The 16,106-nt window shown below is 36.5% G+C and carries 13 protein-coding genes and 1 other annotated feature; of the genes, 7 read left to right on the top strand and 6 right to left on the bottom strand.

Annotated elements, in window-relative coordinates; translation table 11 throughout:
* The first annotated feature begins 83 nt into the window (after positions 1-83).
* From ACMZ42_RS12350 to ACMZ42_RS12335, 4 genes are all read left to right on the top strand, one after another.
* Complete coding sequence (locus ACMZ42_RS12350; protein WP_415731663.1) at positions 84-1,598, top strand: DHA2 family efflux MFS transporter permease subunit; 1,515 nt, start codon at positions 84-86, stop codon at positions 1,596-1,598.
* A gap of 550 nt (positions 1,599-2,148) precedes the next feature.
* A complete protein-coding gene (locus tag ACMZ42_RS12345; RefSeq protein ID WP_415731661.1) occupies positions 2,149-2,787 on the top strand; it encodes a hypothetical protein in 639 nt (212 codons plus the stop codon).
* Positions 2,788-3,640: 853 nt separating this feature from the next.
* The gene (locus ACMZ42_RS12340; protein WP_079563022.1) at positions 3,641-4,069 is read left to right on the top strand and encodes a DUF1641 domain-containing protein; all 429 of its coding nucleotides are present in this window, start codon (positions 3,641-3,643) and stop codon (positions 4,067-4,069) included.
* Positions 4,070-4,119: 50 nt separating this feature from the next.
* A complete protein-coding gene (locus ACMZ42_RS12335; protein ID WP_370080798.1) occupies positions 4,120-5,304 on the top strand; it encodes an NAD(P)/FAD-dependent oxidoreductase in 1,185 nt (394 codons plus the stop codon).
* Between the two features lie 4 nt (positions 5,305-5,308).
* Here ACMZ42_RS12335 and ACMZ42_RS12330 read toward each other — a convergent pair whose 3' ends face one another.
* The 5 genes from ACMZ42_RS12330 to ACMZ42_RS12310 form a co-directional block, all read right to left on the bottom strand.
* A complete protein-coding gene (locus ACMZ42_RS12330) occupies positions 5,309-5,539 on the bottom strand; it encodes a hypothetical protein (RefSeq protein WP_415731660.1) in 231 nt (76 codons plus the stop codon).
* 17 nt (positions 5,540-5,556) lie between these two features.
* Entirely contained in the window at positions 5,557-6,273 is a 717-nt protein-coding gene (locus ACMZ42_RS12325) for a hypothetical protein (RefSeq protein ID WP_415731659.1), read from the bottom strand.
* Positions 6,274-6,393: 120 nt separating this feature from the next.
* Positions 6,394-7,641 carry an MFS transporter gene (locus ACMZ42_RS12320; RefSeq protein ID WP_370080805.1) on the bottom strand — a complete coding sequence of 416 codons (1,248 nt, stop codon included), beginning with the start codon at positions 7,639-7,641 and terminating at the stop codon, positions 6,394-6,396.
* A gap of 67 nt (positions 7,642-7,708) precedes the next feature.
* Positions 7,709-7,972 (bottom strand) — a binding site (T-box leader).
* A 51-nt stretch (positions 7,973-8,023) separates the two neighbouring features.
* Positions 8,024-8,674: a hypothetical protein gene (locus ACMZ42_RS12315; RefSeq protein WP_415731658.1), complete on the bottom strand. Its 651-nt coding sequence runs from the start codon at positions 8,672-8,674 to the stop codon at positions 8,024-8,026.
* Positions 8,674-10,308 (bottom strand): ABC transporter substrate-binding protein, encoded by a 1,635-nt coding sequence (locus ACMZ42_RS12310; protein WP_415731657.1) that lies wholly within the window; start codon positions 10,306-10,308, stop codon positions 8,674-8,676. The genes ACMZ42_RS12315 and ACMZ42_RS12310 overlap by 1 nt, the downstream gene beginning before the upstream one ends.
* A gap of 76 nt (positions 10,309-10,384) precedes the next feature.
* Here ACMZ42_RS12310 and ACMZ42_RS12305 point away from each other — a divergent pair, with 76 nt between their 5' ends.
* The 3 genes from ACMZ42_RS12305 to ACMZ42_RS12295 all read left to right on the top strand — a co-directional run bounded on the left by ACMZ42_RS12305 (position 10,385) and on the right by ACMZ42_RS12295 (position 14,529).
* A complete protein-coding gene (locus ACMZ42_RS12305) occupies positions 10,385-11,353 on the top strand; it encodes a quinone oxidoreductase family protein (RefSeq protein WP_415731656.1) in 969 nt (322 codons plus the stop codon).
* A gap of 662 nt (positions 11,354-12,015) precedes the next feature.
* Complete coding sequence (locus ACMZ42_RS12300) at positions 12,016-13,473, top strand: MBOAT family O-acyltransferase (RefSeq protein WP_415731655.1); 1,458 nt, start codon at positions 12,016-12,018, stop codon at positions 13,471-13,473.
* Positions 13,474-13,491: 18 nt separating this feature from the next.
* Entirely contained in the window at positions 13,492-14,529 is a 1,038-nt protein-coding gene (locus tag ACMZ42_RS12295) for a hypothetical protein (RefSeq protein ID WP_415731654.1), read from the top strand.
* Between the two features lie 113 nt (positions 14,530-14,642).
* Here the strand turns inward: ACMZ42_RS12295 and ACMZ42_RS12290 are convergent, their stop codons facing one another.
* The gene (locus ACMZ42_RS12290; protein WP_415731653.1) at positions 14,643-16,019 is read right to left on the bottom strand and encodes a PLP-dependent aminotransferase family protein; all 1,377 of its coding nucleotides are present in this window, start codon (positions 16,017-16,019) and stop codon (positions 14,643-14,645) included.
* Between the last annotated feature and the right edge of the window lie 87 nt (positions 16,020-16,106).

The raw sequence follows: 16,106 nt of genomic DNA, 5'->3' as shown, positions 1-16,106 counted from the left end.
ATAATCTTAATTCTTGAAAAAAGTAGACTGCGAGTATAAAATAAGTTTTATCGAAAAAAACAAGAAAGAATTGAGGGATATAAATGAATAATGGTCAAACACTGCAAAAGCCCCCCTATGGCATGATTGGTATTTTATTTGTGGGTGCTTTTGTTGCTTTTCTTAATAACACATTGTTAAACGTTGCGTTACCAACAATCATGAAAGATTTTGACATAACGTATTCAAAGGTACAATGGCTAGCAACAGGTTATATGCTTGTAAGTGGTATTTTAGTACCTGCTTCAGCATTCTTCGTAACACGCTTTAAAAATAGACATTTATTTATTGTAGCGATGTCAGTCTTTACAATCGGTACAATTATGGCTGGCTTTGCACCTAACTTCGGTATGTTACTTGCAGGTCGTATGGTGCAAGCAGCAGGTGCCGCAAGTATGTCACCACTTCTAATGAATGTAATGTTAATTAGCTTCCCGAAAGAAAAACGTGGGGCAGCGATGGGGATTTTCGGTTTAGTTATGATTTCTGCACCAGCGATTGGTCCTACATTATCAGGATATATTGTTGAGCACCATGATTGGCGCATGCTATTCCAAATGATTATTCCGTTTGCGGTTATTAGTTTATTATTTGGTATTTGGAAATTGGAAAACGTGATGGAGACACGCAAAGTTCAGTTAGATTTCCCATCAGTACTATTATCAACAGTTGCGTTCGGTGGTATTCTATATGGTTTCAGTACTGCAGGGGATAAGGGCTGGTCAAGTCCTTGGGTATATGGCACAATTTCAGTTGGCCTTCTTGCTTTAATCATCTTCATATTTAAACAACTACGTATGGATCAGCCTTTACTAGAATTACGTATTTATAAATATCCAATGTTTGCATTGGGATCAGCTATCTCAGTTATCGTGTCAATGGCTATGTTCTCGGGGATGATTTTAACACCTGCTTATGTACAATCGATTCGTGGAATTGATCCATTTAAAGCGGGCTTAATGATGCTTCCTGGGGCACTTGTAATGGGGATTATGTCGCCGATTACAGGGAAACTTTTTGATAAATTTGGACCGCGCCTATTAGCGGTTATCGGTTTAACGATTACAACAATTGCGACATTCGGTTTAACAAAGTTAGAATTAGATTCAAGCTATACATTTATCGTGTCTATGTACACAATTCGTATGTTCGGTATGTCAATGGTTATGATGCCAATTATGACAAACGGTTTAAACCAATTACCACAAATGATGAACCCACATGGTACAGCTATTAATAATACTTTACAGCAAGTGGCAGGGGCGATTGGTAGTGCTGTGATGGTAACGTTCATGAATAACCGTACAAAAGCAACAGCCGAAGATTTAATTGCAGAAGCAAAAGCCAATGCAGCGCAATCAGGTGTTGCAGCAACGCCAGAACAAATGCAACAAATGCAGGATCACATTACGCAAACTGCTTTATTAGATGGTATTACACACTCATTCTTAATAGCAGCTTGTGTTACAGTCCTTGCGCTAGTGCTTGCCTTCTTTCTAAAACGTGTAAAAATTGAAAGCTCAGCGGCTTCTATGGATATGAAAAAACCAACTAAATAATTTTGATATATAGACCTGTTAGTAGAATTTTTCTTCTAACAGGTCTTTTTGATAAAAGAGAAGGATGATTTATCGATAAATGAGGCAATTGGGGTGATAAATAGATTTTGTTGGAATCTTTATCAATCAATCCAATCAGTTTTTCTTCACATTCTTGGCTAAATTTAAGCTGATTTTTACGGAAGATTCCTGTTTTTTATTAGTTGTTAGAGTTGTCTAACCTAACATCCTATAAAGGGGAATTGCGATTCGATTTAACAACCTCTTTTGAAAAAAGTTTTATACATTCCTATTGTTCATATCATTTTAGACTAAAGGTAGTAACGACAAGGATAAACCTTAGGTCCTTCATTCATAATAAAAAACGAACACACATCCTTTTAGCGTCGTGTGCGTTCGTTTTTTTATTTAACGGAGTAATCATCGCCAAAAACCCTATTTACCCCTAACGATACCGTAACGGATAAATAGAGTTGACATTAGAAATAATAGTACATATAATAAAATCATTAAATCCCTCACGGTGCCGTTAGGGATAAGGAGGAATATGATGATGCGTAAAAATATTAATATTTTCCAATTGAAATCGAAACCTCACGGAAAGGAAAGACTGAATGAATTTGTCGGTACTGCTCCAGACGATTCATTTATTGCTATTGGCTGGCCTGGTATTGGGGATTTGACCAACGCAAGTAAAGATAAAATCAGAGAACTATTAGAAAAAGTATACGATTACAAGCGTCAACAATTAGCGACATACTTAGGTGCTGTTAATGCATTTGTAAATACAGTGAAAAAAGGTGATTTAGTTTTAATTTCAAACAATCATGATCATGTTTATATTTTTGAGGTTGATGACTATCGGTATGAAGAGAAATTTGACAATGATATTGATGGTATGTGTCATCAAAGAAAAGCTGAATTACTCATGATTGTTGCCAAATCAGATTTAAACCTAGAAATTCAAGAATTACTGCGGAACCGAGGCACTATTACACAATTTAAATACCCTTACGAAAAGTCTGAATTAGATAAGTTTATAGGGGAAACTGATGAATTTAAATTAAATTTAGAGCAGTTAGTAAATAAATCATTGAACGTTTTAGAAAAAGAGCTAGACTCTGATGATTCAATTTGCCGTATCAAAGCTGCTGCTGAGATTCTACGTTATGCAAAGGATAAAAATTAACATCACTGAAGTTTTAATAATAGAAACAGCAAAAAAAGACGACGCTGAATAACGGCTAATCGTCTTTTTTATTTCGCCTTTAAGCTACAACACTTCAATAAGACAAAAACATATATATGTAGTTACAGCTTCAATAACTACCGCAATTAAAGCTTAAGCTAGCCTTTTTTACTTTTAATAAATCGAGCAAAGCGGAATATAGCTGCTTATTTTTTGAAAAATAACAACTAACTATTTGTAAATGGGTAATCTTAAAAAGTTGGTCGATAAATCAAAAAATGTAGTCGATAAATTTTTACTTATTAAGTATTACATGAAGGATGCAGGGGAAGCTAAGACCAAATTAAAATCAAGTGTTAGACAGAGATATTTAAAACTGTGGATGATATTTGATAAACGTACGACTTAAATAAGTTGATTGGGGATTAGCGTCACAGATGAACCCCTACGGAAATCAACCACACATTATGGTAATGACCCTTCGAGCACAAAAATATATTTTTTAACAGTAGGGACAAAAAGTAAACTTAACTACGATATATAGTTACAAATCAATGAATTTTGAAAAGATTGTCGAAATTGTGATTTAGCTCATTGAAATAATGTACAAACAACCTTATAATGGAGGTTGTAACGTCACCAAGACAAGATAAGGATGGAATTATGATGCACTTTTTGCGAAATAAAGTTAACATTGTAATAACAAATTATACAAATTGCTATCCAGCTCTTGAGACTGGTGATTTGTAAGATATACGCGCTGTAACGACTGTTAAGAAGTGCCTTAATGGTCTTTTTTACATGGAAGCAATAAAATTAAAATAGTGATAGTGATGGCAAAGGAGAGTTCAAAATGTCAGAAACGAATAACCAAACACAGTCTGAACAATTAACTGTGAGTCAAGAACAATTGGATGTGCTAGATCAATTATTAAAGCCTGAGGTTCAGGAATCACTTACAACTTTAGTTGAACAATTACCTAAGTTAACTGAAATGATGACGTTATTAACAAAATCATATGAGTTTGCTCAAGCTGTTGCAACTGACGAAGTACTGAAAAATGATACTGTTGGTGCGGTAACGGAAATGGCAGGCCCAGTAGTAGGCTCAGCTAAAAACCTTGCAGCTACTGCAATTGAAGCGAAAGACCGTGCGTCTGAAAGCCAAGAAGTAATTGGTTTATTCGGTCTTATGAAAATGTTAAAAGACCCACAAGTTCAAGGTGTTTTCCGTTTTGTTAATGCTTTCTTACAAGTAAGCGCTGAACGTAAAGCTAAATAAGACTCGACTTGAGATATATTCAAAACGTAAGGACGGAGGATTAATTAATCATGTCAAAAGAAATCGTCATCTTAGGTGCTGGTTACGCTGGCGTTTTAACTGCATTAACTGCACGCAAGTATTTATCAGCTGATGAAGCTAAAATTACTGTTGTAAACCAATTCCCAACACACCAAATCATCACTGAACTTCACCGTTTAGCTGGTGGTACTATTGCTGAAGGTGCTGTTGCTTTACCACTTAAAAAAATCTTTAAAGGTTTAGATATTGATTTACAAATTGCTAAAGTAACAAAATTTAATGTAGACACTAAAAAAGTGGACCTAGACAATGGTTATACTTTAAATTACGATACTTTAGTAGTATCTTTAGGTAGCCAAACTGGATTCTTCGGTATCCCTGGATTAGAAGAAAACTCAATGGTACTTAAATCAGTGAACGAAGCAAACAAAATTAACAAACACATCGAAGACCGTATTAAAGCATATGCACAAACAAAAGACGAAGCAGATGCAACGATCGTTATCGGTGGTGGCGGTTTAACAGGTGTAGAGCTTGTTGGTGAAATCGTGGACAACTTCCCGAAAATCGCAGCAAAACACGGTGTTAACTTTGCTGACCTTAAAATCAAGCTTGTTGAAGCTGGTCCAAAAATCTTACCAGTACTTCCAGATGTACTTATCCAACGTGCTACTGAAAGCTTAACAAAACGTGGTGTTGAATTCATCACTGGTACTCCTGTAACAGGTGTTGATGGTAACGTCATCTCTCTTAAAGATCGCGAATCAATCGTTGCCAATACACTTATTTGGACAGGTGGGGTAGCTCCGCTTCCGATCGTAGGTGAGTCGGGCCTTGCTGCTGACCGCGGTAAAGCTACGATTAACGAGTTCTTACAATCTACATCTCATAATGATGTATTCGTAATCGGTGATGCATCTGTAGCATTACCAGCTGATGGCGGACGTCCGCTATACGCACCAACTGCTCAAGTTGCATGGCAAATGGGTGAGTGCGCTGGTTACAACCTATTCGCACAATACAAAAACCAAGAGATGAAACCTTTCTCTGCAATTAATTCGGGTACACTTGCAAGCTTAGGCCGTAAAGACGCTGTTGCGACTATCGGTGCTAGCAACACACAACTTAAAGGTCTTCCAGCAACACTTATGAAAGAAGCGTCTAACATTCGCTATCTTACACACATTAAAGCGCTATTCGGCTTAGCGTATTAATATTTTAAGGGCATGAATCAATAGTAATATTGAATTCATGCCCTTTTTTTGTTTTATTAGGGTAGCTAGAGCGGCAGAAAGAAGAGCCGGAGAGACGGAAAGAAGAGTCAGAGAGACGGAAAGAAGAGCCGGAGTGACGGAAAGACCAGTCAAAGCGGTGGATAGCAGAGCTAGAGCGACGGGAAGAAATCAGAGCGACGGAAAGAAGAGCCGAAGTGACGGAAAGACCAGTCAAAGCGACGGATAGCAGAGTTAGAGCGACGGAAAGGAATCAAAGCGACGGAAAGAAGAGCCGAAGTGACGGATAGAATCGTCAAAGTCGTGGATAGAACAGCCAAAATCGTGGATAGCCCCGACAGAGTGGCGGAAAGAAGAGCCAAAGTGACGGATAGCAGAGTTAGAGCGACGGAAAGCGGAGTCAGAGTGACGGAAAGAAGAGCCAGAGCGACGGAAAGCGGAGTCAGAGTGACGGATAGCAGAGCTAGAGCGACGGAAAGAAATCAGAGCGACGGAAAGAAGAGCCGGAGTGACGGAAAGACCAGTCAGAGCGACGGAAAGAAGAGCCGGAGTGACGGAAAGACCAGTCAGAGCGACGGAAAGAAGAGCCGAAGTGACGGATAGAATCGTCAAAGTCGTGGATAGAACCATCGAAATCGTGGATAGAACAGCCAAAATCGTGGATAGAACAGCCAAAATCGTGGATAGCCCCGACAGAGTGGCGGAAAGAAGAGCCAAAGTGACGGAAAGACCAGTCAAAGAGACGGAAAGCAGAGCCGGAGTGACGGATAGAATCGTCAAAGTCGTGGATAGAGCAGCCAAAGTCGTGGATAGAACCATCGAAATCGTGGATAGAACAGCCAAAATCGTGGATAGCCCCGACAGAGCGGCGGAAAGATTAGTCAAAGCGTTGGATAGAAGAGCTAGAGCGGCGGAAAGAAATGCCGAAGCGACGAACAGAGCAATCGGCACGACAGCAGAATACCATTATGTCTTATCCCAACATTTATGTAGCACCTCTTATAATAGGAGGTGCTACTATTTTTATCTCGCTATTACCTCGAAAGCGAAGCGATAGCATCAAACCTTCTTCTAGTCATTGAGTTCTGAAATATTGCTATAAAATCTGGCCTTCGAAGGTTGAACATTAAAAATTAACAGTATCGTTGCTACTACAAACATGATGATGGCTGCAGATACAACAACATATCGAATAGATATAATTTCAGCTGCAACTCCAAAGATGGCAGTTATGATAATAATGAACAAGGCTTCTACAAAGCCGTAAATACTTCCTATTCTCCCCATACTATCGACAGGAATATTGTTTTGATAAAAGGTATGGAAGCCCGTATTGGCAAAGGCTGTTGCAAAGGATATAATAAAAAATCCTAAAGAAGCTATAAGAAATGTATAAGAGGATGTAGAAATTAAATAGCCTAAAGCTGTTATAAGTGATCCCAAACCTATAAGCCAAGCAGTTGGTATTTTTCCAACGATTGCTGTATTCATTAAAGAACCAACTAATATACCAGCACCTCCTACGCTTACTAAAACACCGTATTCACCTTCGGATAATGAAAGTACTTGAGTAGCGAAGGCAACCTCTAAAGAATCCGTTGCTGTCATCATGACAAGTATCGCACTAAATAAAAAGTAGATCATCATAATATAAGGATTTTTAAGGCTAAATCTTATAACAAGCTTCCAATCGTTGAATAATACCTTGTAGGAAATTTCCTCATCTGCTTTACTAGCCAGCTGTTGATTGGCTTCGACATTAGGCATACCTAATGTAATACAGGCTGAAATAAATAAAGCAATCGCATTCAAGTAAATCGCCATATTAGGCGTTCCAATCGTAAACAGCAGTCCTGCAATGGCTGGACCGGTTATGAATGCGCCAGAATCAAGTAAGCTGCGAAGGGCGTTAAAACGTTTTCTTTGTTCAATTGGTATTAATTTCGTAATGTAGGTCATGGAAGTTGGATGATACATAGAACTAGCCATTGTGATCACAAAGACCATGAAATATATCCAAGTCAGCGTAGAGAAGAAAGGTAGTATGACAATTAGTAAAGATTCGAAAAGGTTGAGACCAATCATGAGATATTTTTTATTTAAACGATCTACCAAACTACCTGACCAAAAGCTGGCAAAAAGTGTAGATGACGCTCTAACGATATACAAACCGGACACAGCTATAGCTGACCCTGTGAGGTTGAAGACGATAAGATTTAAAGCTATAAAATAGATCCAGCTTCCAACGCTGGAAACACCAATACTAAACAATAATATAGCCGGATAACGCCACGCTTCTAAAAATTTTTTCATGCTCATATAAATTCCTCCTTGTAGTTATGCCAAGTAACTAAAACAAAAAAATCCCACCCCCAAGACGATTTGTCTTAGGGACGAGATTGTGGAATTTATACTCACGTGGTGCCACCCTAGTTCACTATTATGTCGCCATAATAGCCTTTGCAGTACGGCATAAACCCTTATGCTTATACTGTTACTCTGTAACGGGAGTTCCCGTCGCACCATCATTCAAGCAGAATCCAATGCGCTACTCCGAGGCTTGTTTCAATAATTCGTTCTTACTCGTTTTCAGCAACCCGAGCTCTCTGGGAAGAACAGCCTTATTTACTCTTCTCTTCAATGTATTTTTGATAGTGTAGCATATGTTTGTAATTTTGGTAAAGACCGAATTTTAAAAATATTAAGATGAACTTTGAAAAAGGTTCCGATATTCTTGTTGAAGATAAGCTTTAAGCCCCGTTAATAGTGACTGACAAAGAATCATCGACTCAACTGTATGATTTGCTATTTCAAGAGAATGGTCAGCATTTTCTACAATAGCAAGTTCATGTGAAGAAAGTTGTTCTAAACTTTCTTTAGAGTAATGAGGGTCAGCTGTACCGATTGCTAGAAATGCCTGCTTTCCAAGCAAATTTTTCATAACATACTCAAGTGACAGTAGGGGTGTTAAAAGTACATAACGAGAAGGAACAGGTGGAGACTGCTGCATATAAAAATCCGTGATAGGCAATGTTCCGAGTGATTTTCCAATGTATACAGCTTCTGTATAAGGTTTTGTGCTTAAAACATATTCCACAATAGGATTCGCGGCATTATAAACCATTGCTGAAATAGCTTCTGGCTCCTGCTCAAATTGCTTTTGGGCAAATACATAGCATACTTGTACTACATCATAGCCAAGCTCTAGCATCAGCTGAGTGGAATAATAAAGAAGTGGTTTTTCAAACGTATAGCCTGTGCCAGAGAACATAAAGCATACTTTGTTACTTTTTAAATCAAAGTAATTGTATGTAACATCATTGTATTGTTCTTTTCTCGGTTTGATTTTCATCATAATTCCTCCTTGTCATACCAAATTGTTGAAAGGTCGATGTGCCCTAAGTGGTTGAAGTCCAATTTTAAAATATCGTGGGCAAATGGTATATCATCGAGATGTGTAAATAATGGTATCAAAATAGCTTCTTCAATTAAATAGTTGTTTAAAGAATCGAAAAGTAACGGCCATTCTGCAATCGTGGCTAATTTAAATTTTTCAAAGATATTTATAAAATATTCATCTTCTTTGCATACTTTATAAATTGGAGAAACGGGGTTGAACACGGCATGCAATTTATGAAAAGCACTATTTACAGTTGTGACATTCGTATAAACAAATGCATCGTACTTGAGAGGTTGGATACTATCTTTAATATATTGAGATAGTGTTAATGTTTCTATTTGAGGGCGATAACCATACTTTGTTAAAGATGAAATTAAGCATTGGTTTAGATTGATTTTCCCTTTAGGCGCACCGATTTTTAAAACCTCTTTTTTACATAGTGGTGAGATGGTATTATCAAAACCACTTAAATGATTTTGTAATGAAGAATCCTTTTGAATAGCTTTATATAAATACTTATGTATTATGTTTTTAATATGTTGCCTTTGCGCTTTAGTTGAACAAGCCTCTTTGTTTTTATTTAAAATTATTGCACAAACCCCGTTTTGGATATTTATTTTTTTACGATTAATGTCATTTGATAAATTAGTTTGATAAAACGAATTAGATCCTTTTGGAAGTATGTTTAATTCTACCGTATGCAATAATGCTCGCATGCCAAAATAATTGTCATTTGCTTCTAAAACAATTTGATGGGGTGTGTGTTTTGATATTGCGAATGAACCTGTTCCGAAAACTACATTATCTTCAATTTTATAGATACTTGCTTGTATATCTGTTAGTAAGTGTAGTGCATATGTGCAAGACTCCGAAAAAATAAAATCAATTGTCCACATATCAACAATGATAATTTCTCGAATAGGCTGCCATAAAGGAAGATGTAGTAGTTGGCGCAAACACCAAGCTACGTCATGTGCTGTTAGTAAATCGCCATTGTGGAAGGAAATATTTTTTCGTAAATAAAGACGCAATGTTTTGTCATTAACATTCCAATGGTGTGCAAGAGAAGGAATAATATTACCATTCGCTTCTGCTTCAACTAAACGATTTGTTAAATTGGATAAAAGTGCAGCACTATAAACATCGTTTACTTGATTAGGCTGTAAAGTATAAATAGGGTGGTAGATAGGTACAATCAAACGCTCATTATATAGGATATTGTTTTTTATATTTTGTTGATAAAGATGCTTTAAGTTCATTGCTAAAGAATCCGTTAAATTAGGAAATGCAAATAATTCTCCCCAATCCATCATAGTCATTGTAGAGAGATGGGATTTAAGCTGATCTACAATAATTTGTTCAATATCTCCATGCCATTGAATTTTGGACAAGTGTCCTCGCCCATTCCCAGCTTTATAAAGTAGCCAATTGTGTTTCTGAAATAATTTAAGATAACGATTCAATTGTTTAGGACTTATTTTTAATAAGGTAGCTAATTGCTGTAGATGAAAGGTGCCGCCATTCTGTTGACAATAGAGTGAAAGTAAATAAAATAGTGTTTTATTTTTTGAAAGAAAGGTGGACATTTAATATCTCCTTTTGTCTCTTTTTATGGAAATTATTCTATTTTATACTTTTACTATAACAAGGAGGGGGAAATTTATGAAGGCTGTGATCATTAATGAGTTTGGCACTTCTGATGTTTTAAAGTATGTGGAATGTCCAAAGCCTACCATTTCAAAGGGGGAAGTATTAATACGTACGACATATACGAGTGTGAATTTTGCTGATATTAAAAATAGAACAGGTAATAAAGCAAAAGCAAATTTTCCAATGATACTCGGTTTAGATGTAGCTGGTGTAGTTGAAGAGGTTTTTGAGGGGAACAGTAATTTTAAAAGGGGAGACCAAGTTATTGCATTCCCGAAAAATGGAGCCTATGCAGAATATGTGGTGGCCAAAGAGCAGCTCGTCTTTAAAGTTCCGAATGATGTCTCTTTGGAAAAGGCGGCCGCTGTGCCAACAGTTTTATTTCTATCCTACCTTTTGACACATCAAATCGCTCCAATTAGCTCAGATGATAGCGTATTAATTCATGCTGCATCTGGTGGGGCAGGGACAATGCTGATTCAAATAGCGAAAAAGCTAGGCGCCAAGAAGATTATTGGCACAGTTGGTGATATGAAGAAAGCGACAATTGCCCTTGAACTAGGTGCACATCATGTACTGACATACGATAATTTTAGTGCGCAAGTCAATGAATATACGGATGGTCATGGTGTTAACATTATTTTTGACTCCATTGCCGGGAATATTACGGAAGAGAGTTTTAACTGTTTAGCCCCGTATGGTACGCTAGTGCAATTTGGAAATAGTGGTGGTAAAGCTGGGAATATAAAAACATCTGATTTACATAGTAGCTGTCGCAATGTGAAAGGCTTTAGCCTTGGAACGACTCGAGCTTCCAAGCCTGAAATGCTACAACAAGTTGCACAGGAGATGTTTGCTTTGTTGAAGGATGAAAGTTTCCAAGTACCAATTGCTAATATCTTTGCATTAGAAGATATGCAGAAAGCCCATGATTTGATGGAAAGTCGTCAGCATCAAGGGAAGATTTTAATTAAAATATAAAATGAACAACCTCTGTATAGTGATCAACACGCTATACAGAGGTTACTTTTATTTTAGAACCTGTAGCTCGAAAACAGCATTGTTGTGAGTGGTTGATCCAAAATCAAGCTCACCCATCAATAGAATGAAAGCAAACTAGTAAAAATCCTTATATTTGTTTCTAAGAATCTGTAGGGATAATCCTAACTAAACCTACTTTCATTTTTCGACAGCAAACAGGAATTCCCTTTAAACAATTGTTAAAATGAGGTATTATTATATAGGTTTTTGTCTTTCTCTACCTTATTTTGATATTGTTATTTGTTTTAGGTTAACTTTTTAGTATAATATTATATTTGGTCTCTTTAAATACATACTGAATCTAACTGTGGTATTTATTTCATTTAGATTTTACGAGTGTATCAATGTTAAAGTGTTATATGGCTAATTTAAGTGATGTAAATATAATATTAAAACATTAAATTTAATAGGCTCTTCACTAAATATTTTGTTAAACGTATGCCGTGTTTTAGGTTGATTGTAGGGCATTTGGAAACGTCAAAGATGAGATGCCTGGAGCGCAAGTGAACGCCTTCAGGTAAGCGTCTAGTCGGAACGGAAATGTTGTGGTGAGGAGTCTTAAATTTTGAATATAAAGGAATGGCTATTAGGGGAGTGGTGCAATGCTTTTTAATTCCTTTGAATTTATTTTCTTGTTTTTACCTATAACATTTATTATCTATTTTTTATTAAATCGTTTCAGAAACCAGCAATATGCGATTTATTGGTTGGTACTGAGCTCTTTGGTTTTTTACGGCTATTTTAAGTTATCTTATTTAGCAATCATCACAATCTCAATAGTTGTGAACTTTGCTCTAAGTCGGGTGATTAGTAATACCAATAGTCGTTGGAGAAAAACGTATATGATAATTGGAGTCGTCTTCAATATTATCATTCTCTGTTACTATAAATATACAGATTTCTTTATTGGCAATTTAAATAGTTTATTTGGTACAAATTTTGCACTGTTGCAATTATTGCTACCGTTAGGACTTAGTTTTATTACATTTCAACAAATTGCTTTTATTGTTGATAGTTATCGTGATGGAACAGCTCATTATAAATTTAGTCATTATGCGTTGTTCATTTTGTTTTTCCCGCAGTTAATTGCAGGACCAATTGTTCAGCATGATGAAATGCTTCCGCAGTATGATACGAAGGAAAATCGTAAAATTATTCCTGAACATGTTGCACGAGGTTTATTTATTTTTGCAATTGGTTTAGTTAAGAAGGTTGTTATTGCTGATACGGTGGGCATATGGGCGAATGAAGGCTTTGCCAATTATAGTAACTTAAGTTTTATAGAAGCTTGGATTACCTCATTATCGTATACAGTGCAACTTTATTATGATTTTAGTGGATATTCTGATATGGCGATTGGTTTAGCATTAATATTTAATATTAAACTGCCAGTAAATTTCTATTCTCCTTATAAAGCACGTAATATTCAGGAGTTTTGGAAAAAGTGGCATATGACGTTGAACCGGTTTTTAACTACATATGTCTATTTTCCATTAGGTGGTAGTCGTAAAGGGGCATTTAGAACCTATATTAATATATTAATTATTTTCTTCATCAGTGGATTTTGGCATGGTGCAGGATGGAATTTTATTTTATGGGGACTTCTGCATGGCTTTGCGTCTGTTGTTGTGAGACTTTTTAGTAAAACAGGTATTAAGCTTCCGTATTTACTTTCATGGTTTATGACTTTCCAATTTGTTAATATCGCTTGGGTATATTTCCGTGCAACAAGTCTTGAGCAAGCGAATACTATTATAGCCAAAATGTTTACGCCAAACATGACAGCTATAACTAATTTCTTTACGGAGCCGCACACTAATTTTGCTCAAGCGGAAGCCTTTAATATTTTGGGACTATCATTCAGTGATCCGATAGTGATTGTTGTAGGACTCTTAATCACACTTGTTATTGCATTTACAGCATTAAATTCTATTCAATTAATGGATAAGATGAAATTTAATTGGGGAGCAATCATTTATACGCAATTTATGATTGCACTAGTGCTAGTATCGATTTACTATATGCAAAAAAATAGTATATTCTTATATTTTAATTTCTAAATAAAGGTGTGAATGAACTTGGATCCGAAGAAATGGTTAGTAAAATTATTTGCCACATCTTTCATAGTAATAGGATTGCCTGTTTTCGGAATTATGGGTTTCAATTATTATATTGACCCTCTTTGGAATTACACACATGCGAATGACTTTAACGACTATCAGCTTGGCTTTGATGAAAGACAATTAAAAACTAATTATATCAATAGCCATGATTTTAACTATGATAGTTTGTTAATGGGAACGAGCAGGATTACGTATCTCGATGAGAGGGCTTTTACAAAAGAAAATGTTTATAACTATTCATTAAGTGGACTGCATATCACAGAATATTTGCCTTACATGAAATATGCTGAAAAGAAAAATGGTAAGCCGTTTAAGAGAATTTTTATTGAGTTATATTTTGATTCAGCGAATGCTGGCAAACCTAGTACATCGAATCCGCCGCAAACTTATATCGAGTCATCGGAGGCACCTTTTTATGCAATAAAGTCCTTATTTTCAGCAAGCACGATGCATTATGCTCTTTTTAATTATGATATTTCAAAAGCAAATCATTACGACGGTGCTCGCAGTTACACACGTAATAATATTGCACAAACTACGTATTCAAATGATGATATGGAGCAAGGATGGCAAAAATTCCAGAAGAATTTTAAAGCAGAGGCAGCCAAGCCTTTTATGTACGATACCGACTATCGAAAAAGGCTTCAAGCTATAAAAGATGCATTCCCAAATACAGAACTAGTGGTCTTTACAGAATTAATGCCTGCTAAACGGCTTCAGACAATTTTGCATAATGAAAATCGTTACGAGGCTTATAGTAGATGGATGAATGATATGGTAGATGTGTTTGGTACCGTGTATAGCTTCCATGGTGTGAATGAAGTAACGACGAATGAGAACGACTTTTTCGACTGGTTGCATTACTATCCAAACGTTGGGGATTTAGTCATTAAAGCTTTAGAAAACAGGGAAGAACAATCAACTATTATGCAGACTGTAGATAAAGGGAATCTTAATGAGTACCTTAAAAATGTAGTGGTAGATATAAAGTGAAATTACGGCCCGTTAATGCGGCATGAATATTGACTAAGTGATGAAAAGATGACTCTGATATGTACTGTCGGAGTCATCTTTTTTGTCTATTAAAAGGTTTTTAAAATTTGAAATTATGCTGGCATGGATGATTGCCAAACTGTTGCAAGTAACGCGATGCCTTCATTGATTTGCTCAAGAGTTATCCCACCGTAGCCCATAATGATCATAGTATGTTTAGAGCCTTGCTGATAGGAGGTTGAGCATGGATAAACTTCGATCCCTACCTCTTTGGCAAGCCTAATCGCATCCTGTTCAGAAAGCCTTTTTGGTAACTTCATAACGATGTGTAGCCCAGATTTTTCACCAATTACTTCGAATTTCTCAGAAAAATGGGTGTTAATAGCTGCTAGTAACGTCTGTTGCTTTTTACGATAAATAGTGCGCATTTTGGCTAAATGCTTATCGAATGAACCTTGAGCAATAAAATCGGCTAATACAAGCTGGTCTATTTTTGAGACAACAGATTTTTGCTCGTGATTAAATAGCATAAATTCTTCGACTAACGATTTAGGCAAAATCATATAACTAATACGCAACGATGGGATAAGTGTTTTAGAAAAGGTTCCGAAATAAATAACACGTTGAAGCTGATCCATCTTTGCTAAAGAGGGAATAGGGAGCCCCTTATAACGAAATTCTGAGTCATAGTCATCCTCAATAATATATGCCTTCTCAGAGGTAGCCCATTGTAGAAGTTCTGCGCGCCGTTCAACAGGCATGACCATCCCAAGCGGAAACTGGTGTGCGGGTGTTGTGTATAACATGTGGATGGATTCTTTCGGTATTGTTACCCCTAAGTTATCAACAGGAATAGCATGAGTCGTTAATCCACATTGTTGCAATGTTGCACGTACTCTTTTAAAGCCAGGCTCCTCTATGCCAGCATGTACTTTTTGGCCAAAAAAGTGACATAGGGCTTGAAGCTGACTTTGAGTACCACTATAAACAAACACCTGTGAAGCTTCACAAGTAACTCCTCTTGATCGTTCAACATAGCGAGCGATTTCCGTCCGCAATATAGCTTCTCCTGGCCAAGGACTTGTTGTTAAATTATCCACATTAAAGTGCTTTTTCAATAGCTTATGCCACATCGAAAATGGAAAAGCTTCCTTATCCACATGTCCGTTATTAAAATCGAATTTTATAGTATATGTAGTTGATGTTATAGCTGTGGATATGTGCTGATTTTGCTGCTGTTCCCATTCAAATTCAAAAGGTGCTATAAAATAGCCAGAACGTTCCTTACTATAGATGTAGCCTTCAGCTAGTAATTGTTCATAAGCTTCCTTAATCGTATGGACACTAACATCAAGCGTTTTAGCAAGTATTCGTTTAGAAGGCAATTGCTCATGGGCCAGTAGTTTCTTGCTTAAAATTGTATGTTTTAATTCCTCGTAGATTTGCACGTATTTCGATGTATCTCCAGTAAATGAGATTGATAACTCCAAAACATTGCACCTCCTGGTACGGTGTGTTTTTTGAAAATTGGTTCTATCTATCGTATCAAAAATACCGTTAAATAGTAAAAAAAGGAG

The organism is Lysinibacillus sp. NPDC056185, assembly GCF_047737915.1.
Lineage (GTDB): Bacteria > Bacillota > Bacilli > Bacillales_A > Planococcaceae > Lysinibacillus.
The sequence above is the reverse complement of the archived record's forward strand: the minus strand, read 5'-3'. Positions and strand labels throughout refer to the sequence as shown.